The sequence below is a fragment of the Rhodococcus sp. M8 genome, assembly GCF_015654185.1.
Taxonomy (GTDB): Bacteria; Actinomycetota; Actinomycetes; order Mycobacteriales; family Mycobacteriaceae; genus Rhodococcus; species Rhodococcus aetherivorans.
In genome coordinates, this window is sequence record NZ_CP064065.1 from 4,763,365 (window position 1) to 4,787,781 (window position 24,417).

Annotated in this window: 22 protein-coding genes; 11 read left to right on the plus strand and 11 right to left on the minus strand. The window is 69.4% G+C overall.

The genetic code is table 11. The features are described from left to right. Positions 1-15 precede the first annotated feature (15 nt). The 5 genes from ISO16_RS21615 (at position 16) to ISO16_RS21635 (ending at position 5,337) form a co-directional block, all read left to right on the plus strand. On the plus strand, positions 16-672 hold the full coding sequence (locus ISO16_RS21615) for a GntR family transcriptional regulator (RefSeq protein ID WP_065923032.1): 657 nt from the start codon (positions 16-18) through the stop codon (positions 670-672). Positions 673-977: 305 nt separating this feature from the next. Beyond that, complete coding sequence (locus ISO16_RS21620; protein WP_072634325.1) at positions 978-1,970, plus strand: substrate-binding domain-containing protein; 993 nt, start codon at positions 978-980, stop codon at positions 1,968-1,970. A 40-nt stretch (positions 1,971-2,010) separates the two neighbouring features. Further along, on the plus strand, positions 2,011-3,189 hold the full coding sequence (locus tag ISO16_RS21625) for a Gfo/Idh/MocA family protein (RefSeq protein ID WP_072634297.1): 1,179 nt from the start codon (positions 2,011-2,013) through the stop codon (positions 3,187-3,189). Positions 3,190-3,233: 44 nt separating this feature from the next. Then, on the plus strand, positions 3,234-4,235 hold the full coding sequence (locus tag ISO16_RS21630; RefSeq protein WP_072634298.1) for a sugar phosphate isomerase/epimerase family protein: 1,002 nt from the start codon (positions 3,234-3,236) through the stop codon (positions 4,233-4,235). A gap of 70 nt (positions 4,236-4,305) precedes the next feature. Then, on the plus strand, positions 4,306-5,337 hold the full coding sequence (locus ISO16_RS21635) for a LacI family DNA-binding transcriptional regulator (RefSeq protein ID WP_072634326.1): 1,032 nt from the start codon (positions 4,306-4,308) through the stop codon (positions 5,335-5,337). 28 nt (positions 5,338-5,365) lie between these two features. Here ISO16_RS21635 and ISO16_RS21640 read toward each other — a convergent pair whose 3' ends face one another. The 3 genes from ISO16_RS21640 to ISO16_RS21650 all read right to left on the minus strand — a co-directional run bounded on the left by ISO16_RS21640 (position 5,366) and on the right by ISO16_RS21650 (position 8,275). Beyond that, entirely contained in the window at positions 5,366-6,403 is a 1,038-nt protein-coding gene (locus tag ISO16_RS21640) for a Gfo/Idh/MocA family oxidoreductase (protein ID WP_072634299.1), read from the minus strand. Positions 6,404-6,470: 67 nt separating this feature from the next. Further along, complete coding sequence (locus ISO16_RS21645) at positions 6,471-6,863, minus strand: tautomerase family protein (RefSeq protein ID WP_072634300.1); 393 nt, start codon at positions 6,861-6,863, stop codon at positions 6,471-6,473. Then, positions 6,854-8,275 (minus strand): sugar porter family MFS transporter, encoded by a 1,422-nt coding sequence (locus ISO16_RS21650; RefSeq protein WP_072634301.1) that lies wholly within the window; start codon positions 8,273-8,275, stop codon positions 6,854-6,856. The genes ISO16_RS21645 and ISO16_RS21650 overlap by 10 nt, the downstream gene beginning before the upstream one ends. A 233-nt stretch (positions 8,276-8,508) precedes the next feature. Between ISO16_RS21650 and ISO16_RS21655 the strand changes: the two genes are divergently transcribed. After that, the gene (locus ISO16_RS21655; protein WP_072634302.1) at positions 8,509-9,546 is read left to right on the plus strand and encodes a LacI family DNA-binding transcriptional regulator; all 1,038 of its coding nucleotides are present in this window, start codon (positions 8,509-8,511) and stop codon (positions 9,544-9,546) included. A gap of 1 nt (position 9,547) precedes the next feature. Here the strand turns inward: ISO16_RS21655 and ISO16_RS21660 are convergent, their stop codons facing one another. From ISO16_RS21660 to iolC, 8 genes are read right to left on the minus strand one after another with little or no spacing between them, the layout of a single operon-like run. Continuing rightward, positions 9,548-11,056, minus strand: coding sequence for a CoA-acylating methylmalonate-semialdehyde dehydrogenase (locus ISO16_RS21660; protein ID WP_072634303.1), 1,509 nt, complete (start codon positions 11,054-11,056; stop codon positions 9,548-9,550). After that, complete coding sequence (locus ISO16_RS21665) at positions 11,056-11,940, minus strand: sugar phosphate isomerase/epimerase family protein (RefSeq protein ID WP_072634327.1); 885 nt, start codon at positions 11,938-11,940, stop codon at positions 11,056-11,058. The genes ISO16_RS21660 and ISO16_RS21665 overlap by 1 nt, the downstream gene beginning before the upstream one ends. Before the next feature lie 5 nt (positions 11,941-11,945). Next, entirely contained in the window at positions 11,946-12,986 is a 1,041-nt protein-coding gene (locus tag ISO16_RS21670) for a Gfo/Idh/MocA family protein (protein ID WP_072634304.1), read from the minus strand. Positions 12,987-13,007: 21 nt separating this feature from the next. After that, entirely contained in the window at positions 13,008-13,913 is a 906-nt protein-coding gene (locus tag ISO16_RS21675) for a sugar phosphate isomerase/epimerase family protein (RefSeq protein ID WP_072634305.1), read from the minus strand. 28 nt (positions 13,914-13,941) lie between these two features. After that, on the minus strand, positions 13,942-15,957 hold the full coding sequence (gene iolD / locus ISO16_RS21680) for a 3D-(3,5/4)-trihydroxycyclohexane-1,2-dione acylhydrolase (decyclizing) (RefSeq protein ID WP_072634306.1): 2,016 nt from the start codon (positions 15,955-15,957) through the stop codon (positions 13,942-13,944). Positions 15,958-15,961: 4 nt separating this feature from the next. Next, the gene (gene iolB, locus ISO16_RS21685; protein ID WP_072634328.1) at positions 15,962-16,855 is read right to left on the minus strand and encodes a 5-deoxy-glucuronate isomerase; all 894 of its coding nucleotides are present in this window, start codon (positions 16,853-16,855) and stop codon (positions 15,962-15,964) included. 5 nt (positions 16,856-16,860) lie between these two features. After that, positions 16,861-17,763 (minus strand): Cgl0159 family (beta/alpha)8-fold protein, encoded by a 903-nt coding sequence (locus tag ISO16_RS21690; RefSeq protein WP_006937913.1) that lies wholly within the window; start codon positions 17,761-17,763, stop codon positions 16,861-16,863. Continuing rightward, the gene (gene iolC, locus ISO16_RS21695; protein WP_072634307.1) at positions 17,756-18,742 is read right to left on the minus strand and encodes a 5-dehydro-2-deoxygluconokinase; all 987 of its coding nucleotides are present in this window, start codon (positions 18,740-18,742) and stop codon (positions 17,756-17,758) included. Before iolC ends, ISO16_RS21690 begins: the two co-directional genes overlap by 8 nt. 196 nt (positions 18,743-18,938) lie before the next feature. On the opposite strand from iolC, the gene ISO16_RS21700 reads away from it, so the two are divergent. The 5 genes from ISO16_RS21700 (at position 18,939) to ISO16_RS21720 (ending at position 24,226) form a co-directional block, all read left to right on the plus strand. Further along, complete coding sequence (locus ISO16_RS21700) at positions 18,939-19,676, plus strand: GntR family transcriptional regulator (protein ID WP_072634308.1); 738 nt, start codon at positions 18,939-18,941, stop codon at positions 19,674-19,676. 22 nt (positions 19,677-19,698) lie between these two features. Then, the gene (locus ISO16_RS21705; RefSeq protein ID WP_072634309.1) at positions 19,699-21,126 is read left to right on the plus strand and encodes an MFS transporter; all 1,428 of its coding nucleotides are present in this window, start codon (positions 19,699-19,701) and stop codon (positions 21,124-21,126) included. 198 nt (positions 21,127-21,324) lie between these two features. Beyond that, a complete protein-coding gene (locus ISO16_RS21710) occupies positions 21,325-22,362 on the plus strand; it encodes a substrate-binding domain-containing protein (RefSeq protein WP_083662393.1) in 1,038 nt (345 codons plus the stop codon). Then, positions 22,362-23,408: an ABC transporter permease gene (locus ISO16_RS21715; protein WP_072634310.1), complete on the plus strand. Its 1,047-nt coding sequence runs from the start codon at positions 22,362-22,364 to the stop codon at positions 23,406-23,408. Before ISO16_RS21710 ends, ISO16_RS21715 begins: the two co-directional genes overlap by 1 nt. Positions 23,409-23,413: 5 nt before the next feature. Then, positions 23,414-24,226 (plus strand): ATP-binding cassette domain-containing protein, encoded by an 813-nt coding sequence (locus ISO16_RS21720; protein WP_072634311.1) that lies wholly within the window; start codon positions 23,414-23,416, stop codon positions 24,224-24,226. Positions 24,227-24,417: the final 191 nt, after the last annotated feature.

Sequence of the window (24,417 nt, forward strand, 5' to 3'; positions counted from 1 at the left end):
CGCCTGGAGGCATCAATGGCCGCACAACCTGCCGCGCTGCTCGGACTGGAGAAGACCAGTTTGCGCCAGCAGGCCGTCGCGGCTCTGCGCAGCGCGATCACCAGCGGCGCCCTCGCCCCCAGCAGCCCGCTCGTCGAAACCGAGCTGTCCGAGATGCTCCAGATCAGCCGCGGCACCTTGCGCGAGGCCATGCGCCAGCTCCAGCAGGAAGGCCTGATCTCCGCCGGCGCCCGGGGCCGGCTCTACGTCCGCCACCTCGACGCCAAGGAGATCCGCGACATCTTCGCCGTCCGCGCGGCCCTCGAAGCCCTCGCGGTCCGGGAGCTCGCCGAGCTTCCCGACCGCTCCACCGTGGTCCCGGCCCTGCGCGCGGCGCTCGACATCATGGCGCGTGCCGAGCACGATCTCGATGCGCGCATCGAGGCGGATCTGAACTTCCACCGCATCCTCTGCCGTCTGACCGGCAACGAGACACTGATGCACTCGTGGCAGTCCCTCGAAGGGTCGATCCGCATGTCCATCATGTTCGCCGGCCTGGAAAAGGCTGTCGGCAACATGGACGTCGGACGGCACAGCGCCATCGTCGACGCCATCGAAACCGGCGACTCCGACGAAGCGGCCGCCGCCGTGCGTTCCCATATGAAATGGGCTGCAGCCAACCTCGTTTCGTAGCCGGTTTCCCTCCGGTACCGCCGGTCCGGCCGTCGTGGCGCTTCTCCGCGCCCGTTCGGACGGCGGAGTGGTCCCCGCGCTTCGACAGGCCGCCGACGCATCCCCGCGACGAGGGGCGCGCCGGCGGCCTGTCCTGTGCGCGCGGTTGATGAATATGGTCATATGTCTTGACATATATCGGGGCGATGTGTGAGGGTCGTCACTACGGATTAGCACGTGCTAAACCGCTCGGATTACATCTGCAGACTCTTCCCTCCATCCCGGGGTGCCGCTCCACCCCGCAGGAACGACAGGAATCGACGATGATGCGCACCCGCCGCGCCGCGACCACCATCGGTACCGCTGCCGTGGTTTCATTGCTGGCCGCGTGCAGCAGCACTGGTGGCCGTCCCGACGACTCCGGATCCGGCATGTCCGCAGGTACAGCCGACACGCCACGAATCACGCTCGCGATGGTGACCCACGCCCCGCCCGGGGACACCTTCTGGGACCTCGTCCGCAAGGGGGCCGAGGCGGCTGTCGCGAAGGACAACGTCGAGCTCACCTACCAGGGTGAGGACCAGGCTCCGAATCAGGCCAACGCGGTACAGAGCGCCATCGACTCCGATGTCGACGGGATCGCCCTCACCCTCGCCAAGCCGGAAGCGATGCAAGCGGGCATCGAGGCCGCCGCCGCTGCCGGGATCCCCGTCGTCGCCTTCAACAGCGGATACGACGACTGGAAGGACATGGGCGTCCTCGAGTACTTCGGACAGGACGAGAAGATCGCCGGCCGCGCTGTCGGCGAGCGACTGAATCGGGAAGGTGCCACGCGCGCCGTCTGCGTCAACCAGGTGCAGGGGCACGTCGGTCTCGAGGCGCGGTGCGCCGGTGTTGCGGAGACCTTCCGCGGCAACGTCGAGAACCTGTACGTGACGGGCACCGACATGCCCTCGGTGCAGGCCACCCTCGGCGCGAAACTGCAGCAGGACCCCACGATCGACTACGTCGTCACCCTGGGCGGCCCGTTCGCGATGGCGGCCGTCACTGCGGTGTCGGACGCCGGCAGCACGGCCGAGGTGGGCACCTTCGACACCAACACCGAAGTCGTGCAGTCCATCCAGTCGGGCGACGGCGTGCAGTGGGCGGTCGACCAGCAGCCCTTCCTGCAGGGCTACCTCGCCGTCGACTCGCTGTGGCTCCACATCAACAACGGCAATGTGCTCGGTGGCGGGCAGGCCACTCTCACCGGTCCTGCCTTCATCGACGCGGCCAACGTGGAAGCGGTCGCCGAGTACGCGGCTGCCGGAACACGCTGACATCGCTCCCGACCCACGAACCCGGAAAGGACCCACGGACATGACCTCTGCAGCCCTCGGCGTCGCCGTCATCGGCGGCGGAATGGCCGGCCGCGCCCACGCGGCGGGATACCGCCACGCCACAACCCTGTTCGGAACCGACCGCCCCGACGTCGATCTCGTCGCCGTGGCCGACGCCAATGCGGCCGTCGCCGACGATACCGCGAAGCGATACGGTTACCGGCGTGCCGAGTACTCCTGGCAGGCGATCGCCGAGGCGCCGGACATCGACGTCGTGAGCGTCGTCGTCGGCAACCACCTCCATCGCGAAATCGTCGAGGGCCTGCTGGCCGCCGGCAAGCACGTGTTGTGCGAAAAGCCCCTCGCGGCCGCCGTCGAGGACGCCGAAGCGATGGTCGCTGCGGCCGCCGTCGCCGAATCACAGTCGGCCGTCGGCTACACCTACCGGCGCGCCCCCGCGATCGAGGCGATCCGCCGTGAGGTCGCGTCGGGCCGCCTCGGCGAGGTGCTCCACTTCCACGGCCACTACTGGTGCGACTACGCACTGGACCCGACTGCCCCGATGACGTGGCGGTACCGCGGTGGACCCGGGACGGGGGCCCTCTCGGACATCGGAAGCCACATCATCGACCTCGGTGAAGTGCTGGCAGGTCCCGTCGTCGAGGTCGGCGGTGCGGTGCTCACGACCGTCGTCCCGGAGCGTCCCGTTCCCCTGGGAGTGACCTACGGTCACACGAAGGCGGCGGTGGGCGACGAGACGGCGGCGGTCGAGAACGAGGACATCGTCACCTTCAGTGCCCGGTTCGCCTCCAGCGCCGTCGGGACCTTCTCGATCTCCCGCGTCGCGCACGGGCTGCCCGACGGTCTCGGCTTCGAGGTGTTCGCCACGAAAGGCAGGGCCGCGTTCGATCAGTGCCGTCCGAGTGAATTCTCCATCTCCACCGACGATCTCGACCCCACGGTGAACGGTTCCCGCCGGGTCGTCATCGGACCGCAGCATCCGTACATCGCCGGTGGCCTGCCCATGGACGCCGGCGGTGTCGGACACGGAAAGGCCGAGTACTTCGCCTATCAGGCGCGGGCCTTCCTCGACCAGGTTGCCGGCATCGGCGATCTCGGTCCGCTGCCGACCTTCGCTCACGGCCTGCGCGGAATGCAGATCGCCGCGGCCGTCGTCGAATCCGCCCGATCCGGCGGCGCCGCCGTCAAGATCGGCTGACCACCACACCTGTTCGGCAACATCACCGTACGAAGGACCCCACCATGAAACTCGGTGTCTACACCGCCATCCTGCACGACCGGCCGCTGCGGCAGGCCCTCGAGACGATCCGTGACCTGGGCCTCGAAGGCGCCGAGATCAACGCCGGCGGCTTCATCGGCACACCCCATCTGCCCGTCGGCGACCTGCTCTCCGGGGCCGTGTCGCCCCAGGAGTACCTGGCGGTGTTCGACGAGGTCGGGGTCGCGCTGACCGGGCTGAACTGCAACGGTAATCCGCTGCACCCGGACCCCGACGTGGGCCCCGAGGACGCCGACGATCTGCGCAAGGCGATCCGTGTCGCCGCGTTGCTCGGAGTCGACCGGATCGTTGCGATGTCCGGCCTGCCCGCAGCGCACCCCGGCGGACGGTGGCCCGCATGGAATGTCAACACGTGGGACTCCGGATACCTCGATTCCCTCGAATACCAGTGGGACGAGGCGGCGGTGCCGTTCTGGAAGGAGATCGACGTTCTCGCCCGGGACCACGGGGTCAAGATCGCCATCGAGATGCACCCGCAGAACCTCGTGTTCAATCCGCCGACCATCAAGCGGTTGGTGGACAAGGTCGGTGCCACCCACGTCGGGGCCGAGATGGACCCGTCCCACCTGTTCTGGCAGGGCATCGACCCGGTCGCGGCCATCGAGTGGCTCGGGCCCCTCGTCCTCCACGCGGCCGCCAAGGACACCCGGATCAACGACAACTGCAAGATCGCCGGGGTCCTGGACGAGCGTTTCACCCGCATTCCCCTCGACGAGAACCCGACCGGGCTCGGGGGCCGGCATCACGTCAACAAGTGGCCGGAGAACTCCGCATGGGACTTCGTCGCCGTGGGCCGAGGGCACAACGTCGCCTTCTGGCGGCGCTTCCTGGATGCGCTGCGCGCGGTCGATCCGGACATGGCGGTCAACATCGAACACGAGGACGTGGAACTCGGTCGTATCGAGGGCCTCGAGGTCGCGGCGAGGACCCTGATCGAGGCATCCTCGGCGACCGTTCGGCCCTGAGAAGGATGTGCCGGCGCCTGCCGGGCGCCGGCACACCCGGTCGTACGCCGGACTTCTCTACGATCGCACCATGAACAGACCCGTGACGCAGGCGATGGTGGCCGCGCACGCAGGTGTTTCCCGAGCGCTGGTGTCCCTGGTGCTCCGGAACTCGCCTCAGGTGAGCGAGGAACGCCGGGCGGCAGTGCTCCGCGCGATGAGTGAGCTCGGTTACCGGCCGAACGCAGCGGCCCGCCACCTCGGTCGGCGCACCCACACCATCGGCGTCGTGATCCAGGACCTGCACTACCCGTTCTTCGCCGAGGTGGTCGACGGGATCAGCAGCGCAGCCGAGGCGGCGGGCCTCCAGGTGCTGATCAACACCGGATTCCGGAACCCCACCGTCGAGCAGCGCGCTCTCGACACCTTCCTCGAAGCGCGCACCGACGGTGTCGTGCTGATCGCCCCGCAACTCGCGAACGAGAAGATCGAGGTCGTCGGGGTGTCGGCGCCGACCGTCGTGGTGGGCCGGCCGGGTACGTCGGACCGGTTCGACAGCGTGCACACCCACGACGAGCAAGGCGCAATCCTGGCGACGGAACACCTGATCGGGCTCGGCCACCGCCGCATCCTGCACGTGGACGCCCCGCTCACGGATCGCAACGCGAGCAGCGAGGGCCGGCGCGCCGGATACACCCGGGCGATGCGCGGCGCCGGGCTCGCCGGGCTCGCGCGCAGTGTGCCGGACATGCCGGTGGACTACGCGGAGCTGGACACGATCGGCAGCCCCGATCCGTCGTGGTTCCACGACGGCGAACCTCCCACAGCGGTGTTCGCGCACAACGACTTCATTGCGCTGACCGCCGCACGCCGATTCGCCGTGGCGCGCCCGGCCGTGCGTCTCGCCGTGGTCGGGTACGACAACACGGCGCTGGCCTCCTTGTCCACGCCGGGGTTGACCACGGTGGACCAGCCGCGGCGACGGATGGGGGAGCTGGCGGTGGAGATGATCGTCGAACGCATCGGCGGTCGCTCCGGGGGACGGCACGAGACCCTCGAGCCGCACCTCGTCGTCCGGCAGACGAGCATCGCGCCGTCGGAGCCGGTCGAGCCCACGCGGTGAGCCGGGCGGCCCGGCCGGGCGCCTGCCGTCAGGACTCGATGGGCACCGGCACCCCACGCTCGAGCGAATCCTGGGCTGCGTCGGCCACCCGGGCGGCCGCCACCGCGTCCTCGGGTGTGCAGGGGTTCTCGCGTTCGCCCAGCACGAGTTCGACGAACGCCTGCAGTTCCGCGCGGTAGGCGTCGGCGAACCGCTCGGCAAAGGTGCGGTGCGACGGGCCGGCGGGGAACCGCACGCCCGGCTCCGCCGAGCGCAGGGCCGATCGTTCGTCGAGACCGACCATGACCGAGCCCTTCGAGCCCTGGATCTCGAGCCGGACGTCGTGGCCGGCGCCGTTGTAGCGGGTGGCCGAGACCGTGCCGACGGTGCCGTCGTCGAAGGTCACGACCGCCAGGGCGGTGTCGACGTCGCCGACCTCGCCGATCGCCGGATCGCCGTTGTTGGAGCCCCGCGCGTACACCTCGACGATCTCGCGGCCCGTGAGCCAGCGCAGGATGTCGAAGTCGTGGACCGAACAGTCCCGGAACAGGCCGCCGGAGGTGGCCAGGAAATCGGCCGGTGGGGGGAACATGTCCCCGGTCACCGCCCGCAGCGAGTGGATCCAGCCGAGTTCGCCTGCCTCGAGACGTCGCTTGGCTTCGAGGTAACCGGCGTCGAATCGGCGCTGATGACCGATCTGGACGACGCCGCTCCCGGCGCGGATGTGCTCGAGTACCGGCAGCGAATCGGCGACGCTGCCCGCGACGGGCTTCTCGCAGAACACCGGGATGCCGGCGTCGACTCCCAGGGCGATCAGCTCCGGGTGGGTGAACGTACCGGTCGCGATCACCAGGCCGTCGATGCCGGAATCGACCATCTCTGTTGGGCTGCAATGGAAACGAGCGTCCAGTCGCGCCGCGATCGTACGGGCACGGTCGGTGGCGACATCGGTGAGCGCCAGCTCCGGGGCCACCCCGCGATCGGCGAGGCGCCGCCGGAGGGCGGCGATGTTCTCGGCGTGCATGACCCCGATCCGGCCGACGCCGGCCAATCCGAGGGTGAGCGTGCGCGATCGAGTGGAGAGCATGGCGGGACCTCCTCGGTGGCGTGCTCTGCGGCGGGGGCGTTCGGGTGCTGTGCCGGACGGTGGGGAACTACCGCAGCGCACCGGTGCGGAACTGGGCCTCGCCCAGTCCGAAAGACCAGTCGGCGTCGCCGTTCTCGGTGATGGTGACCATCACGTCCTCCGGCCGTGTCCCGCAGTCCCGCTCGAGCCGCTCGGCGACGAGGCGGTGGAAGCGGAGCTTCTGTTCCTCGGGCCGGGTCCGGCTGAACACCTGGACGACGACGACGTCCTGCGACCGCGCGAAGCCGAGACCGGTGTCCAGGACGATCATCTCGTGCGGAGGGTGAGTGTGCACCAGCTGATACCGGTCGCGGCCGGGGACCGCGAAGGCGTCGACGACCGCGGTGTGGACGGCGTCGAGGAGCCGGGTGATCTGCTGCGGCGTGCGGCCTTCGACGAGGTCGATGCGAATCAGCGGCATTGCGTCGCTCCGATTTCCCGGAAGTCGTCCTCGAGCTCCTCGAGGCTCCGGCCCTTGGTCTCCGGAACGAACCGGAGGACGAACAGGAGGGAAACGATGTTGACGATCACGAACAGGCCGAACGTGCCGGTCGACCCCAGTGCCCCGTTGAGGATGGGGAAGGCGAAGGAGATGATCGCGTTGGTGGTCCACAGCACGAACACCGCGATGCCCATCGCGAATCCGCGGATCGTCATCGGGAAGATCTCCGAGAGCAGCAGCCACACGCAGGTGCCGATGAAGCACTGCACGAAGGCGACGAACACGATCATTCCCGCGAGGATGACGTAGCTGCGCATCGTCGACTCCGGCAGCAGGAACACCACGGCGAGGGCGGCCTGGGACGCCGCCACCCCGGCGAAGCCGGCGACGAGCATCCGGCGGCGCCGCACGAAGCCCAGCAGGACGATGCCGACGATCGTCATGACGACCGACGTGACACCGACGGCAATCGTGGCCACGAGCGAGGCGCTGACGCCGAGGCCGCTCTCCTCGAGGATGGTGGGGGCGTAGTAGTTCACCGTGTTGATCCCGGTGGCCTGCTGCACGACGGCGAGACCGCAGCCGATCCACAGGATCCGGCGCATCCACGGGAAGGCCTTCAGGTCGCGCAGGGCCGCGCCCTTGTCCTCCTGCACGTCGCGCTCGGCATGGGCGCTGATGACCGCGAACTCCTCCGCGGCCTCGGGGCCGGGCCGGCTCAGCTGCAGGACTCGTCGCGTGTCGTCGAGCCGGCCGCGGACCGCGTACCACCTCGGAGAGTCCGGCAGGACGAGCATGCCGACGAAGAGCAGAACGGCGGGTACGGCCGCGACGGCGAGCATCAGGCGCCAGACGCCGGGATCCTCCACGACCTGGTCCAGGACGGCGTTCACCGTGAACGCGAGCATCTGACCGATGACGATCATCAGCTCGTTCACCGTCACCATCCGGCCCCGGCGCTCGGCGGGGGCCATCTCGGCGAGGTACAGCGGGCAGGTCACCGCGGCGGCGCCGACGCCGAGGCCGAGCACGATGCGGGCCAGCACCATCGCCTGGACGTTGGGTGCCAAGGCGCAGCCCAGTGCTCCGACCAGGAACAGTGCCGCGCACACCAGCAGTGCGCCCTTGCGGCCCAGCCGGTCGGCGAGGCGACCGCCGAGCAGGGCGCCGCCGGCCGCGCCGGGGAAGAGCAGGGCGCTGACGACGGTGGCCTCACCCACCGGGCTCAGGGCCAGGTCGTCCTTCATGTACAGCAGGGCGCCCGAGATCACGCCGGTGTCGTAGCCGAACAGCAGCCCACCGAGGGTGGAGACGACCGTCAGGAGGGTCAGGAAGCGGCGGTGCCGAGGCGGCGCGCTGCCGGTTCCGGCGAGTGTGGCGGTGGGAGGCATGGATTCTCCTGGGGATCGATTCCGGCTTCCGCAGTTGCGGGGCGCAGGATGTCGGTCGTGGCGGCCGGACCCTCGGGCGGGCCGTTCTCACGTCCTGGTGTTCGACGTGCGCGGCCGTAACCGCGTGCGATCCGTCGAAGTCAATCTGAAGCGCTTCAGTAAAGCGCTGCAGGTACTACTATGAAGCGCGTCACCCCGTGTGTCAAGGCTCACAAAACCAGGAACGGAGTGCGATGCCGAACGATGCTTACGCCCGGCGCAACCGCCGGCCGACGATGGACGACGTCGCGGCGCGCGCCGGCGTCTCGCGCACGCTGGTCTCGCTCGTCTTCAGCGGAAAACCCGGTGCGGGCGCCGCGACCCGGGAGCGGGTCCTGCAGGCGGCGGAGGACCTGGGCTACCGCCCGGACAGCGCGGCCCGGTCGCTGGCCCGGGGGCGCAGCCGGACCCTCGGCGTGCTGATGGATGTGCACCAGCCGTTCCAGGCGGATCTGGTCGCATGCATCTACACCGCGGCGGAGGCCCTGGGCTACGAGGTGCTGCTGTCCGCCCGCGCGCCCGAGCGCGAGGAGATCCGGGCGATCGAATCGCTGCTCGGGCACCGGTGTGAGGGCCTGATCCTGCTCGGTCCCTACTCCGACACCGACGCACTCGAGGCTCTCGCCGATCGCGCGGTCGTGGTCGTCGTCGGCCGGGTGGTGCCGCACGAGCGGATCGACTGCGTGCACACCGCCGACGCCGAGGGCATCGCGCAGGCGGTGGGCTACCTCGTCGATCTCGGTCACGCCGATATCCACCACGTCGACGGCGGCAACGACCCCGGATCCGAGCAGCGACGCGAGGCCTACCTGGAGGCGATGCGGCAGCACGGTCTGTCGGATCGGGCGCGCATCGTCCCGGGCGCCCACACCGAGGAGGCCGGCGTCGCGGCCGGCCGCACGCTGCTCGCCGGCGACCTGCCCACCGCCGTTCTCGCCGGCAACGACCGCTGCGCCGTGGGCCTGATGGATCACCTCACCCGGGCCGGCGTCGACGTGCCGGGCGACGTGTCGATCATCGGCTACGACGACACCCGCCTGGCAGACCTCGCCCGGATCGATCTCACCACGGTCCGCCAGGATTCGGAGGCCCTGGCCCGGGCCGCGGTCCGGCTCGCCGACCGGCGCCTGGCGGACGCCGCCGCCGAGCCGACGGAGCTGGTGCTCGATCCGACCTTGGTCGTGCGGGGCAGCACCGGCCCGGCGCGCGTGCACGACCGGGCCGGTGGCTGACTCAGTTGTTCTGGGGGAAGCCCAGGTTCAGTCCGCCGTGGCTGGGGTCGAGCCACCGGGAGGTGACCGCCTTGCCGCGGGTGAAGAAGTGCACGCCCTCGGCGCCGTGGGCGTGGGTGTCGCCGAACAGTGAGTTCTTCCAGCCCCCGAAGCTGTAGTACGCCATGGGGACCGGGATCGGCACGTTGATGCCGACCATGCCGACCTCCACCTCGTTCTGGAAGCGCCGGGCAGCGCCGCCGTCGTTGGTGAAGATCGCGGTGCCGTTGCCGTATGGGTTGGCGTTGACCAGTTCCAGCGCCTCGTCGTAGGAGCCGACACGCACCACCGACAGCACGGGCCCGAAGATCTCGTCGGTGTAGACGCTCATGTCGGTGCTCACGTGATCGAGCAGGGTGGGGCCCAGCCAGAATCCCTGTTCCCCGCCGTCCGCCTGCACCGTCCGTCCGTCGACGACGACCTCGGCACCGGCGGCCTCGCCCGCATCCACGTACGAGGCGACCTTGTCGCGGTGCGCACGGGTGACCAGCGGGCCCATGTCGCAGCCCGCGGTGCCGTCCCCGGTGCGGATCGTGTGGGCCCGCTCGGCGATCTTGCCGACGAGTTCGTCGGCGATGTCGCCCACCGCGACGAGCGCGGAGATGGCCATGCAGCGTTCGCCGGCCGAGCCGAATCCGGCGTTGACCATCGCGTCGGCGGCGAGATCGAGGTCCGCGTCGGGCAGGACGATCGCATGGTTCTTCGCGCCGCCGAGCGCCTGGACCCGCTTGCCGTGGGCGGTGCCGCGCTCGTACACGTACTGGGCGATGGGGGTGGAGCCGACGAACGAGACCGCCTTGATCGCCGGGTTCTCGAGCAGTTCGTCGACGGCGAGCTTGTCGCCCTGCAACACGTTGAACACGCCGTCGGGCAGGCCGGCCTCGGCCCAGAGCTGGGCCAGCCACAGCGAGGCGGACGGGTCCTTCTCGCTGGGCTTGAGGACGACGGTGTTGCCGGTGGCGATGGCGAGGGGGAAGAACCACATCGGGACCATGGCCGGAAAGTTGAACGGGGAGATGATCGCGACGGGTCCGAGAGGCTGGCGGATCGAGAACACGTCGACCTTGGTGGAGGCGTTCTCGGTGAAGCCGCCCTTGAGCAGATGCGGTATACCGCAGGCGAACTCGACGACCTCCTGGCCGCGGGTGACCTCGCCGAGGGCGTCGTCGAGCACCTTGCCGTGCTCGGCGGTGATGAGCGCGGCGAGCTCGCCCTTGCGTTCGTTGAGCAGCTCCCGGAAGCGGAACAGGATCTGGGTGCGCTTGGCGAGGGAGGTGTCACGCCAGGTGGGGAACGCAGCCGCCGCGGCGTCGATCACCGCGCGAGCGTCCTCGAGATCGGCGAGGGCGACCTGCGCGGTGACCTCCCCGGTCGCCGGGTTGGTCACCGGGGCGGTGCCGGTGCCGGTTCCGGGGTAGGGCTTGTTGTTGATCCAATGGGAAACGGTCTGGGTGGCAACAGATTCGGTCATCAAGAATCCTGGTTCCTGTACTTGGCGACGTAGTCGCTCATGGTCTTCAGCTGGTAGCGGGAGACATCGTGGGCGTTCTCGTTCTCCGCGAACACGCTCGACACCATCACGGTGTCGTCGCGGTCGTAGAAGCCGATCTCGGCGAGGCCCCCGAAGAACTCGTCCCAGTCGACGTCGCCGTCGCCGATCTTCAGGTGCTGGTGGACACGGACCGCGTTGCCGGGGGGATTGGTGATGTAGCGAAGGCCGTGCGAGGCGTGATGGTCCATCGTGTCCGCGACGTGCACCAGGCGGAGCATGTCGCCGGCGGTCCGCATGATCTCCAGCATGTTGCCGCCCATGTGATAGGTGTGGCAGGCGACGTACACCAGTCCGAAGTTCTTCGAATTGATACCGCGGATCATCCGGATGGCGGCCAGTCCGTCCTCCACGAAGTCGTCCGGGTGCGGGTCGATCCGGACGTCGATGCCCTCGCGTTCGATGATCGGGACGAGTTCCTCCATCGACCGGTAGAACGCCCGCTCGGACTCCTCGGCCTTCTCCGGCCGGCCCGAGAATTCGGTGTTCATCACGTTCACACCCAGGTCGACCGTGATCTGGATGGCGCGCTTCCAGTACCGCACCGCGGCTTCACGCGCATCCTCGTCCGGACCGGACCAGCGCAGCACGGGGAGCACGGAGGCGATGCCGACGCCCGCGTCGGCGCACGCCTTGCGGAACTTGGCCACCAGCGCGTCGTCCGCCTTCGGGTGGTTGAAGAACGGGATCATGTCCACGTGCGGGGTCAGTTGCAGGTAGTCGTAGCCGAGTTCGGCGACGATCCCGGGCAGTTCGAGCAGCGAGTGGGAGTGGTGGAACGGGGTGGGATCCAGGGCGATCTTCACGGCGGTCACGCTCCCGGGACGGACGCGCGGTCCACCATGTCCACGGCGACCCGCTCACCGGTCTCGAGCGAACGGACGCCGGCCTCGCACACCGCCGCGGCGGCGTAGCCGTCCCAGGCGCCGGGACCGTCGACGTAGCTGCCGGTCTCGGCGCCCGACCGTACCGCGTGCACCCAGCGCTGGATCTCGGCGTCGTAGGCGGCACCGAAACGCACCCGGAAGTCCGGCGTGATGGTACCGCCCCAGACGCCGGGGCGGGTCTTGCGGACCAGTCCCACGTCCAGGCCGATCATCGCGGAGCCGAGCTCGCCGACGACCTCGGTGCGCACCTCGTACGCCAGGCCGGTGGTGACGAACGCCTCGACGTCGACGTGGCGGCCGGTCTCTGTGGTGAAGATGGCGATCTGGGGATCCTGCAGATCGGAGCCGGAGAGCGTGTTGGCCGTCGGCCTGATGATCTGCACGGAGGTGATCTCCTCGGCGAACAGGAATCGGGTGACGTCGACCTCGTGCACGATCGAATCCTTGACGATCATCGCGCTGTCGAAGTACGGCGGGACCGCAGGGTTGCGGTGCGCGCAGTGCATCACGAGCGGCTGTCCCAGCTCGCCCGCGACGAGGGTGGCCTTGAGCTGTTCGTACTCCGCGTCGAACCGGCGCATGAACCCGACCTGGATCAGCTTCCTGCCGAGCTGGGCCTCGCGCTTGACGATCTCGAGGGACGTCGCGGCGTCGGTGGTCAGGGGCTTCTCGCACATGACGGGCTTGCCGGCGTCGAGGCAGGCGAGCAGCTGCTTCTCGTGCGTGGGTCCCGGGGTGGCGAGCACGACGGCATCCACGTCGTCGGCGGCGATCGCGTCGAGCGGATCGGCGACGACGCGGGCGCCGGGCACGGTGGCGGCGACCTGCTCGGCCTTCTCGGTGAGGTAATCGTTGATCACGGTGACGCGCGCGCCGCTGATGCGGTCGGTGATGCGGGCGACGTGGTCGGCGCCCATCATGCCGACGCCGAGCACGGCGATGCGGAGATCGGTGTTGTCGGACATTCTCGGTGGCTCCTGACGTACTCAGACGAAGCGGACGGCTGGAATCCCGCAGGACCCCAGGTACTTTCGGGTGCGCTGTGCGATCGGCAGCGGGGCGTCGACCGGGCAGGGGTACATGTCCTGCTCGACGATGGCGAACACGTCGATCCCGAGCTGCTCGACCGCCTCGAGCAGGGGCGGCATGTCCGGGATGCCGCGTGGCGGTTCGGTCATCGCGCCGAGGCGCACGGCTTCGCCGAACGGCAGGTCCTCGGCTTCGACCTTGGCGCGGACCTCGGGATCGACCTGCTTGAGGTGCAGGTAGCCGATCCGGTCGGGGTGCTTGGCGATGATCGCCAGGTTGTCGCCGCCGCAGTAGCTGATGTGACCGGTGTCGAGGCACAGGTTGACGAACTCGGGATCGGTGCCGTCGAGGAACCGGTAGATGTTCTCTTCCGTGTCGACGTGGCTGTCGGCGTGCGGATGGTACTGGGCACGTACGCCGTACTTCTCGAACACGGCCTTACCGAGCTCGTTCATGCCGCCGGTCTTCTTGCGCCACTGCTCCGGCGTCAGGTTGCGGTCCTCGAGCACCTCGCCGGTCGCGGGATGCCGCCACATCTCCGGGATCACCACGACGTGGGTGCCGCCCACCGCGGCGGTGAGCTTGGCGACGTCCTCGATCTGGGTCCACACCGCGTCCCAGGAGTCGTCCCGGTGGAGGTGCTCGAACACCGTGCCGGCAGAGAGCTTCAGGTCGCGGGCCGCGAGCTCGTCGGTGAGCTGCTGCGGCTCGGTGGGCAGATAGCCGTAGGGGCCGAGTTCGATCCACCGGTAGCCGGCCGCCGCCACCTCGTCGAGGAAACGGGTGTAGGGCGTCTGCTGCGGGTCGTCCGGAAACCAGACGCCCCAGGAGTCGGGAGCGGAGCCGACGCGGATGGTGCTCATGTGGTGGGTGTCCTTCTCTTGGTGGGGGTCAGTTGTCGGTGGAGGACGATTCGGGCGCGGGTTCGGACGGGCGCAGGTAGGGACGCTGGACCCTCTTCCACGCCTCGTACACCTCGCGGGCCTGCTGTGTGGACTCGAGCGTCGAGGTCTCCGATACGGGGACGTCCCACCAGGATTCGCTGTCGGGTGCGCCGATGAGCGGGTCCGTCTCCACGTGGACGACGGTGGCGCGGTCGGACGCCTTCGCGGCCTCGAGGGCGTCGGCGAACTCCGCGGCGGTCGTCGCCCGCAGGACGTCCACGCCGAGGCTGGCGGCGTTGGCCGCCAGATCCACCGGCAGCACGCCGCCGTCCAGCCGGCCCCGGTCGCTGCGATAGCGGTACGAGGTGCCGAAGCGCTGCGAGCCGAGCGATTCCGACAGCGAGCCGATGGAGGCGAATCCGTGGTTCTGCACCAGCACCACGATCACCTTCACGCCCTCCTGCACGGCGGTGACGAGTTCGGTGGCCATCATCAGGTAGGAGCCGTCCCCGACCATCACGAAGACGTCCCGGTCGGGGCATGCCATCGCCACGCCGAGCCCGCCGGCGACCTCGTATCCCATGCACGAGTAGCCGTATTCCACGTGGTAGCCCTTGGGATCCCGGGTGCGCCACAGCTTGTGCAGGTCGCCGGGCATCGACCCGGCGGCGCACACCACGACGTCCCGAGGTTCCGAGATGGCGTTGACGAGCCCGATGACCTCGTTCTGGGTGAGGGCCTCGGCACCCGTCGCGACGTTCGTGCCGTGCACGCCGGGGGAGTAGACAGCGTCGACGGTCGCCTCCCAGTCGGCGGCGAGCTGCGCGACGAGGGCGCGGTAGCCGTCGGAGACGGCGTAGCCCGCCAGCGCCTCGTCGAGTGCCTCGATCGTCTCGCGGGCGTCGGCGACCACGCCGACGGCGCCCTGCTTGACCGCATCGAACGACGCCACGTTGATGTTGACGAACCGCACGTCGGGGTCGGTGAACGCGGTGCGGGACGCGGAGGTGAAATCGCTGTAGCGGGTGCCGATCCCGATCACCAGGTCGGCCTCGGCGGCCAGGGCGTTGGCGGCGGTGGTGCCGGTCGAGCCGATCGCTCCCACCGACTGCGGGTGGTCGTAGGGCAGCGAGCCCTTTCCGGCCTGGCTCTGCCCGACCGGAATCCCGGTGCGCTCGCAGAACCGCGCCAGCGCGTCCGTCGCGCGGCTATAGACGACGCCGCCACCGGCGACGATCAACGGCCGGCACGCCGACCGGATCGCCTCGGCCGCACGGGCCAGCGCTGCGCGCTCGGGCAGCGGGCGGCCCACGTGCCAGGTCCGTTCGGCGAACAGGGACACCGGCCAGTCGAACGCCTCCGCCTGCACGTCCTGCGGGATCGCGACGGTGGCGGTGCCGGTCTCGACCGGGTCGGTGAGGACCCGCATCGCGCCGAGCAGGGCCGCGGGAAGCTGCTCCGGCCGCCAGACCCGGTCGAAGAAGCGCGACACCGGACGGAAGCAGTCGTTGACGGTGACGTCCCCGGAGTCGGGACGTTCGAGTTCCTGCAGGACTGGAGCGCTGGCACGGGTGGCGAACGTGTCCGCCGGCAGGAGCAGCACGGGCAGGCGGTTGATCGTCGCGAGGGCGGCACCGGTGACCATGTTGGTCGAGCCCGGTCCGACGGATGCGGTCACGGCCCAGGCCTGGAGGCGGTCCTTCATGCGGGCGTAGGCGACGGCGCTGTGCACCATGGCCTGTTCGTTGCGGCCGAGCACGTACGGCAGGGAGGGCTCGCGCCCGGCGTCGAGGTCCTCGGTCTCGGCCTGCAGCAGAGCCTGGCCGAGGCCGGCGACGTTGCCGTGTCCGAAGATGCCGAAGCAGCCGGCGAAGAACGGGGTGCGCTCGCCGTCGCGTTCGACGTGCTGGGCGGCGAGGAACCGCACGGTCGCCTGCGCCACGGTCAGGCGCACGGTGTGCTCGGTGTCCGGCGTGCGGATTCCGGTAACCGCGCCGTCGCGGTCGGAGTTGATGGGCGCCACTGGTCTACTCTCCTGAGCTCTGGGGCGGGCGGCCGGTGTGGAGCGGCAGTCGGGGATCGATCTCCTGGTGTTCCCAGCTGGTGCGGAGCCAGGTGTGGGCGGGGTCGTCGCAGATGCGCCAGGCCCGTTCGGGGCCGGGTCCGGCCATCACGTTGAGGTAGTACATGTGGTAGCCGGGGGCCGCGATGGACGGGCCGTGGTAGCCGTGCGGGACGAGCACGACGTCGCCGCTGCGGACCTCCTCGAGCACCTCGATCGGCCGCTCGGGCGTGCCGTAGACCCGGTGGAAACCGAATCCTGGTGTGCCCGTGTCGCCTTCGTCGATCTCGAAGTAGTAGATCTCCTCGAGCTCGGACTCGGCGTCGGTGTTCTCGTCGTGCTTGTGGGCGGGGTAGGACGACCAGTTGCCGCCCGGGGTGATGACCTCGCACGCGATGATCGAGTCGGCGTCGAAGACATCCGCGGTGCCGAAGTTGTGCACCTGACGGCTGCAGTTGCCCGCGCCGCGCAGTTCGACGGGAACGTCGGCGGCCGGGACGTACCGGAACGGCATCCGGCGGGTGGCGCGGGCACCGCAGAGCGCGAAGCGGCCACCGGCCGCGCTCGCGACCCGGAAGGAGCTGTCGACGCCGACGTAGGCGAAGTCGGTGGGGCCGTCGAAGACGCTCCGGCGGCCGGCGAGCGTCACCGTCTCGTCGGCGCAGCGCACCTCGGCGGAGCCGGACAGCGGCACGACGAGGATCTCGTCGTCGCCGGACCGGTGCTCGACGTGCTCGCCGGGGCCGAGTTCGACGACCCACAGGCTGGATTCGGACCACCCGGCGGTCCCGGGGGTGACGGCCACGGTGAACGGGGCCTCGCCGGTGGAGCGGGCGGGCAGGTAGTACTTGCTGTTCACGGCGCTCACCGCACCAGCGAGACGGCGGTCGCGACGGCGCCGGCGACGTCGTCGTCGTGCGGGTACAGCAGGGTGCGCCCGACGACGAGGCCGCGCACGGACGGCAGGCCCAGCGCCTTCTCCCAGGCGGCGAAGGCGGCGTCGGGATCGCTGGGGTCCCCGCCGAGCAGCAGGGTCGGCAGCGTGGTGGCGTCCATGACCCGCTCCATCTCGTCGACCACGGGCAGTTTCATCCAGGTGTAGGCGGAGGTGGATCCGATGCCCTGCAGGATGTGGATCGACTTGATGACCGCGTCGGGCGACAGGTCGTTGCGGACCTTGCCGTCGACGCGCCGGGAGAGGAACGGCTCGAGCATAGCGATCAGGCCGTGGTCGGCGAGTTCGTCGACGGCCCGGGCACACTCGGTCATCATCGACAGGGTGCCGGGATCGTCGAGCGCCACCCGGCAGAGCATCTTCGCGCCGTTCATGCGGTACCGGGCGGTCGACGCGGCGGTCGCGCCGGTCATCCGGTCGTCGAATTCGAAGGTGGCGCCGGCGAGCCCGCCGCGGTTCATCGAGGAGAAGACCACCTTGTCCTCGAGCGCGCCGAGCAGCACGAGGTCGTCGAGGATGTCGGAGGTGGCGAGCACGCCGTCGACGCCCGGGTCCGCCAGTGCGGTGCGGAGCCGGTCGAGCAGGTCGGTGCGGCTGTTCATGGCGGTGGGCCGGTCGCCGACGGCCAGGGCGCCGCGGGCGGGGTGGTCGGCGGCGACGATCATCAGGCGCCCGTCGCCGCGCGTCGCGGGCCGGGTGGCCCGCGCTGCCCAGGCCCGTTCGATGGCGCCCGGATCCTCGGCGCGCAGCTCGGTGATCTCGCCGTAGGTCCGCTGGGGCGGGGTCGACGGCAGGGTGGAATTCTCAGACATTGACGGCCTCCGTGGCGGTCGCGTCGGCGAGGTGGGCGACCTCGTCCGCGGTGGGCATGGCGGTGGAGCATTCGAGGCGGGAGGCCACGATGGCGCCTGCGGCGTTGGCGTAGCGCAGGGTCTTCTCGAGCGGCCACCCGGCGAGCAGTCCGTTGATCAGCGAGCCGCCGAACGCGTCGCCCGCACCGAGGCCGTTGACGACGTCCACGGGATTGGGCGCGACGGTCACCGACTGCGAGCGGGTCTTGCCGAGCACGCCTTTGGGGCCCTGCTTGACGATCGCGAGCTCGACGCCGAGGTCGAGCAGGGCGTCGGCCGCGCGGTGCGCATTGGTCTCGCCGACGGCGATCTCGCACTCCTCACGATTGCCGACGGCGACGGTGACGTGCTGCAGTGCTCGCTGGACCTGCTCGGTGGCGGCCGCCGGGGAATCCCAGAACATCGGCCGGTAGTCCAGGTCGAGGACCGTGTGCCGGATTCGGCCGCGCGCCTCCCAGGCGGCGAAATGTGCACTGCGGCTGGGATCTTCGGACAGTCCGGTCACCGTCGCCCAGAACAGCCGCGCGGTGCGGACGGCCTCGAGGTCGAGGTGTTCGGGCTGGATCTGCAGATCGGGAGCCGATGGACGGCGGTAGAAGTAGAGCGGGAAGTCGTCGGGCGGGAAGATCTCACAGAAGGTGACCGGGGTGGGGTAGCGGCCGTCGGTGATCAGGTGCCGGGTCCGGACGCCGAGCCGCTCGAGTTCGGCGCGGACGAACCGGCCGAACGGGTCGGCGCCGATCCCGGAAATCAGGGCGCTGCTGCGCCCGAGCCGGGCCGCGGCAACGGCCACGTTCGCGGCGCTGCCGCCGAGAAACTTGCCGAAGGTCGACACGTCCTCCAGTCCGACGCCGGTCTGGAGCGGGTAGATGTCGACGCCGCTGCGTCCGATGGCGAGCACGTCCAGCGGGCGCTCGGTCTGCGTCTGCGTGGTGGTCAAGGCTGCACTCCCGAGAGATGATGGTGGCAGTCCGCGGGGATCGCGGCGTCCACAGAAACTGTGCGCCATGTCACCGGCGCGTGTCAATACTTTGTCCTGACATATTGACTTGCAATCAAGCGTATGTCCGTGTTCACATACACTTCAGCTGAATCCGCGGTCCGCCGGGCCGCCTCGCTGGAGATCGGAGTGGTCCGTGAGTGCACAGCTCGCAGTCGAGCTCGACCGTTCGAGCCCGGTACCGCTGTACTTCCAGCTTGCCCAGGCCATCGAAAAGGCCATCCTCGGTGGGGATCTCGCCCCCGGCGACCGGTTCGAGAACGAGCTCGCGCTGGCGCAGCGGCTCAATCTGTCCCGCCCGACCACCCGGCGCGCCATCCAGGAACTCGTCGACAAGGGTCTGCTGGTACGCAAGCGCGGGGTCGGCACGCAGGTCGTCCAGAGTCCCGTCCACCGTCCCGTGGAGCTGACCAGCCTGTTCGACGACCTCGCCCGCGCGGGGCAGACCCCCACCACGAAGCTCCTCGACTATCGGGTGGGCCCTCCGGCCGAGGAGGTCGCGCTCGAACTCAATCTCGGGCCGGACGCGGAGGTGGTGTCGATCCGCCGGCTGCGGTGTACCAACGGGGAACCGCTGGCGATCATGAACAACCACCTCCCGGTCGCGATCGCGCCGGATGCGGACGAACTCGAGGATCACGGCCTCTATCAGTCGCTTCGTGCGCGCGGCGTGCACATCCGGCTGGCCCGCCAGCGCATCGGAGCGCGAGCGGCCACCCGCGAGGAGGCCGGCCTGCTCGACGAGAAGACGGGCGCGCCCCTGCTCACCATGAACCGCACCGCGTACGACGACTCGGGAACCGCCGTGGAGTTCGGTAGTCACTGCTACCGCGCGTCGCGCTACTACTTCGACACCACCGTCGTCGACCGCTGAGAACCCGCGGGCGCCTCTCGTGATGTCGTCGCGGCCGGCGCCGGAGCGTGCGTTCCCGCGGGGCGCTGCCCTGCTCGTCGCGTGCGCACTGTTCATGGAGATGCTCGACGCGACCGTGCTGGCGACGGCGCTGCCCGCGATCGCCGCCTCGTTCGGGGTCGAACCCGTCGCGGTGAACGCGGCGATCTCGGCGTATCTCCTCACGCTCGCGGTGCTGGTTCCGGCGAGCGGGTGGGCGGCGGACCGGTTCGGGGCGCGGCGGGTCTTCCTCGCCGCCCTCGTGGTGTTCACCCTCGCCTCGATCGCGTGCGCGGCGAGCACATCGCTGCCGATGCTGATTGCGATGCGAGTCCTGCAGGGAGCCGGTGGCGCGATGATGGTGCCGGTCGGCCGGCTGGCCGTGCTGCGGCTGACGTCGAAGGCCGAACTGGTGCGGGCGATCGCGTATCTCACCTGGCCCGCGCTGACGGCCCCGGTGCTCGCACCGGTCGTGGGCGGGGCGATCGTGTCGGTCGCGTCGTGGCGCTGGATCTTCCTCGTCAACGTCCCGCTCGGTGTCGTCGGATTCTTCGCGGCCCGGCGTCTCGTGCCCGATCCGGGCGAGCGGTCCGGGCGCCGGCTCGACGTCGCCGGGCTCTCGGCCATCGGCGTGGGGGTCGCTGCGCTGCTGATCGCGGCGGAGAGCGTGCAACCGGCGGGATCGCACCGGCTGCGCGCGGTGTCGGCGCTGGGGATCGCGGTCGGCGCGCTCGTCTTCGCGGTGTGGCACCTGCTCCGGACGCCGAACCCGCTCGTCCGCCTCGACGTTCTGCGTATACCGTCGTTCCGGGTGGTCGCGGCCGGGGGCTCGCTGTACCGGGCGGTGATCACGGCCGTCCCCTTCCTGCTGCCCCTGCTGTTCCAGGTGCGGTTCGGCTGGTCTCCGTTCGTGTCCGGCCTGCTGGTCACCGCGCTGTTTGCGGGGAACATTGCGATCAAGCCCGTCACCACGCCCCTCATGCGCCGTTTCGGGATCCGCACGGTCCTGGTCGTGACGGGTGCTCTGTCGGTGGTGTGGCTGGTGCTCCTCGCGACGATGACGGCGCACACCCCGATCGCTGTGACAGTCCTGCTCCTCGTCGTCAGCGGCGCACTGCGATCGATCGGTTTCACCGCCTACAACTCGCTGGCGTTCGCCGATGTCGGCTCCGACGCGCTCACCGACGCGAACACCCTCCACGCCACGCTGCAGGAGCTTGCTGCCGGCATCGGTGTCGCGGTGGCCGCGCTGACCGTCACGGTGTGCGGGGCAGCGGTGGCTGTACGGCATTTGCCCGCCGGGGCCGAGTACTCGCTCGCCTTCGTCGTCCTGGCTCTGCTACTGGCACCGACGGTGTTCGAGAGCGCGCGGATGTCCCGCGCACTCGGTGCCGCGGTATCCGGTCCGGCTCCCGAGCGGGTGCGCCGCTGACGTTCGGAACCGTTGCCGAACAGTATCTTTCGAGTTCGATCCGCGCGGGGAGAGGCATGCGCGCGCTGAGGCCGAATTTGACATGCGGTCCTAATGTCAGAACAAACTATTGACATTGCGATGTGACGAGTATTACATCTTCCTCAGGGTCGGTCCGCGACTGTCGCCGATCGAGCGCACACAGATGAGGGAGACACGATGAGCTTTGGTAAGGGGTCGTCCCCCGGCCGGTCCGGCGCACGGCGTCGGCGGGGCCGGGCGCGGACGATCGTTGCGGGCCTGGGCGTGTTGGCCCTCGGCCTCGCCGCCTGCTCGAGCACCGGCGGCAAGCCCGACACATCCGGTGGCGGGATGGCCGCCGGGTCGGCGGACACGCCACGGGCCACCATCGCGATGATCACCCACGAGGTTCCCGGCGACACCTTCTGGGACCTGGTGCGCAAGGGCGCCGAGACCGCCGCCGCGAAGGACAACATCGAGTTGCGCTACTCGGCCGACCCCGAGGCCCCGAACCAGGCGAACCTGGTCCAGAGCGCGATCGACAGCGACGTCGACGGGATCGCCCTCACCCTCGCCAAGCCGGACGCACTGGCCGCCGCGGTGAAGGGCGCCGAGGCAGCCGGGATTCCGGTGGTCGCCTTCAACTCCGGCCTCGAAGCCTGGAGCGCGATGGGCGTGATGGAGTACTTCGGGCAGGACGAGGCCATCGCCGGGGAGGCGGCCGGCCGCCGCCTCACCTCGGAGGGGGCGCGCAAGACGCTCTGCGTCATCCAGGAACAGGGCCACGTCGGCCTCGAGGCGCGGTGCGCCGGTGTCGCCAAGGGGTTCGGTGGGCAGACCGAGATCCTCAACGTCAACGGCAAGGACATGCCGTCCGTGGAGTCGACGATCACGGCCAAGCTCCAGCAGGACCCGACCATCGACCGGGTGCTGACCCTCGGGGCGCCCTTCGCTCTCACCGCGGTCCAGTCGGTCGGGAACGCGGGCAGCGCCGCCCAGGTGGTCACCTTCGACACCAACACGGCCCTCGTCGGAGCGATCGAGGACGGCTCGGTGCAGTGGGCGGTGGACCAGCAGCCCTTCCTCCAGGGGTACCTCGCGGTGGATTCGCTGTGGCTGTATCTCAACAACGGCAACGTCATCGGCGGCGGCATGCCGACGTTGACCGGACCCGCCTTCATCGACCGGTCGAACATCGACGCGGTCGCCGCGTACGCGCAGAACGGAACCCGCTGATGTCCACCCAGGCAGACCTCGACCTGTCCAGTCACAAGGTCGTCACCGACGAACGCGTCAAGGAACAGAAGCGGCTGCAGCGGCTGCTGGTGCGCCCGGAGATCGGGTCCCTGTTCGGTGCGGTTGCGATCTTCGTCTTCTTCTTCGTCGTCGCCGCGCCCTTCCGCACCCCGGAGGCGTTCGCGACGGTGCTCTACGCCAGCTCGACCATCGGGATCATGGCGTGCGCGGTGGCCCTGCTCATGATCGGCGGCGAATTCGACCTGTCCGCCGGCGTCGCCGTCACCACCAGTTCGCTCGCCGCGTCGATGATCTCCTACAACCTGCACCTGAACCTGTGGGCCGGGGCGGCGCTGGCACTGGTGCTGTCGCTGGCCGTGGGGTTTCTCAACGGTTACCTGGTGATGCGGACCAAGATCCCCAGCTTCCTGATCACGCTCAGCTCGTTCCTGATGCTCACCGGCGTCAACCTCGCCGTCACCAAGCTGATCTCCGGGCAGGTCGCCACGCCCAGCGTGTCCGACATGCAGGGCTTCGACTCGGCGAAGGTCGTCTTCGCCTCCTCGCTGACCATCGGCGGTGTCTCGGTGCGGATCACCGTCCTGTGGTGGCTGCTCTTCACCGCGATCGCCACCTACGTGCTGTTCAAGACCCGCATCGGCAACTGGATCTTCGCGGTCGGCGGCAACCAGGACAGCGCCCGCGCCATCGGCGTCCCGGTCACCAAGGTCAAGATCGGGTTGTTCATGACGGTCGGCTTCGCGGCGTGGTTCGTCGGCATGCACCTGCTGTTCGCGTTCAACACCGTGCAGTCCGGGCAGGGCGTGGGCAACGAGTTCCTCTACATCATCGCCGCGGTCATCGGCGGCTGCCTGCTCACCGGCGGCTACGGCACCGCGATCGGCGCGTTCATCTTCGGCATGACCAACCAGGGCATCGTCTACGCCGGCTGGAACCCCGACTGGTTCAAGTTCTTCCTCGGCGCGATGCTGCTGTTCGCGGTCATCGCCAACAACGCCTTCCGCAACTACGCCGCCAAGAGGTGACTTCTATGAGTACCACCGCCCAAACCCCCACCCACGACGCCGCCTCCGGGGGCACGGTCCCGCTCGTCGAACTGCGCCACGTGGGCAAGCGGTACGGCAGCATCATCGCCCTGAAGGACATCAACCTGCGCGTCCACGCGGGGGAGGTGACCGGTGTGCTCGGCGACAACGGCGCCGGCAAGTCCACCCTGATCAAGATCATTGCGGGTCTGCATCAGCAGAGCGAGGGTGAACTGCTCGTCGACGGCGAGCCGGTGTTGTTCGGCTCGCCGAAGGAGGCCCTCGGCAAGGGCATCGCCACCGTGTACCAGGACCTGGCGGTCGTGTCGCTGATGCCGGTGTGGCGCAACTTCTTCCTCGGTCAGGAACTGCGGCGCGGGCCGCTGAAGACACTCGACGCGAACGCGATGCGGGCCACCACCAAGGCGGAGCTGGCGAAGATGGGCATCGATCTGCCCGACGTCGACGCACCCATCGGGTCGCTGTCCGGCGGCCAGCGCCAGTGCGTCGCCATCGCCCGGGCCATCTTCTTCGGCGCCCGCGTGCTCATCCTCGACGAGCCGACCGCGGCCCTCGGCGTCAAGCAGTCCGGCATGGTGCTGCGCTACATCACCGCCGCGAAGGAACAGGGATTCGGGGTCGTGTTCATCACGCACAACCCGCACCACGCCTACATGGTCGGTGACCATTTCGTCCTGCTCAATCGCGGCCGGCAGAAGCTGGACTGCACCTACGACGAGATCACCCTGGAACAGCTCACCCAGGAGATGGCCGGCGGCGACGAGCTCGAAGCCCTGACCCACGAACTGCGCCGGTGACACGCGACGACTCGCGGGCCTTCCGAATGGACGGCCCCGAGTCGTCGTCGAAATGCACGTGCGTGAGCCGTTCCGGAACGCGTCGTCGCGCTCTTCGGACTTCATGACGACATGCAGATGCAGCGCTGCCCGCACCTCATTTCGCCCGGCGGCGTGGATCAAGCGGACAATATTGCACAGAAACAGTTTCT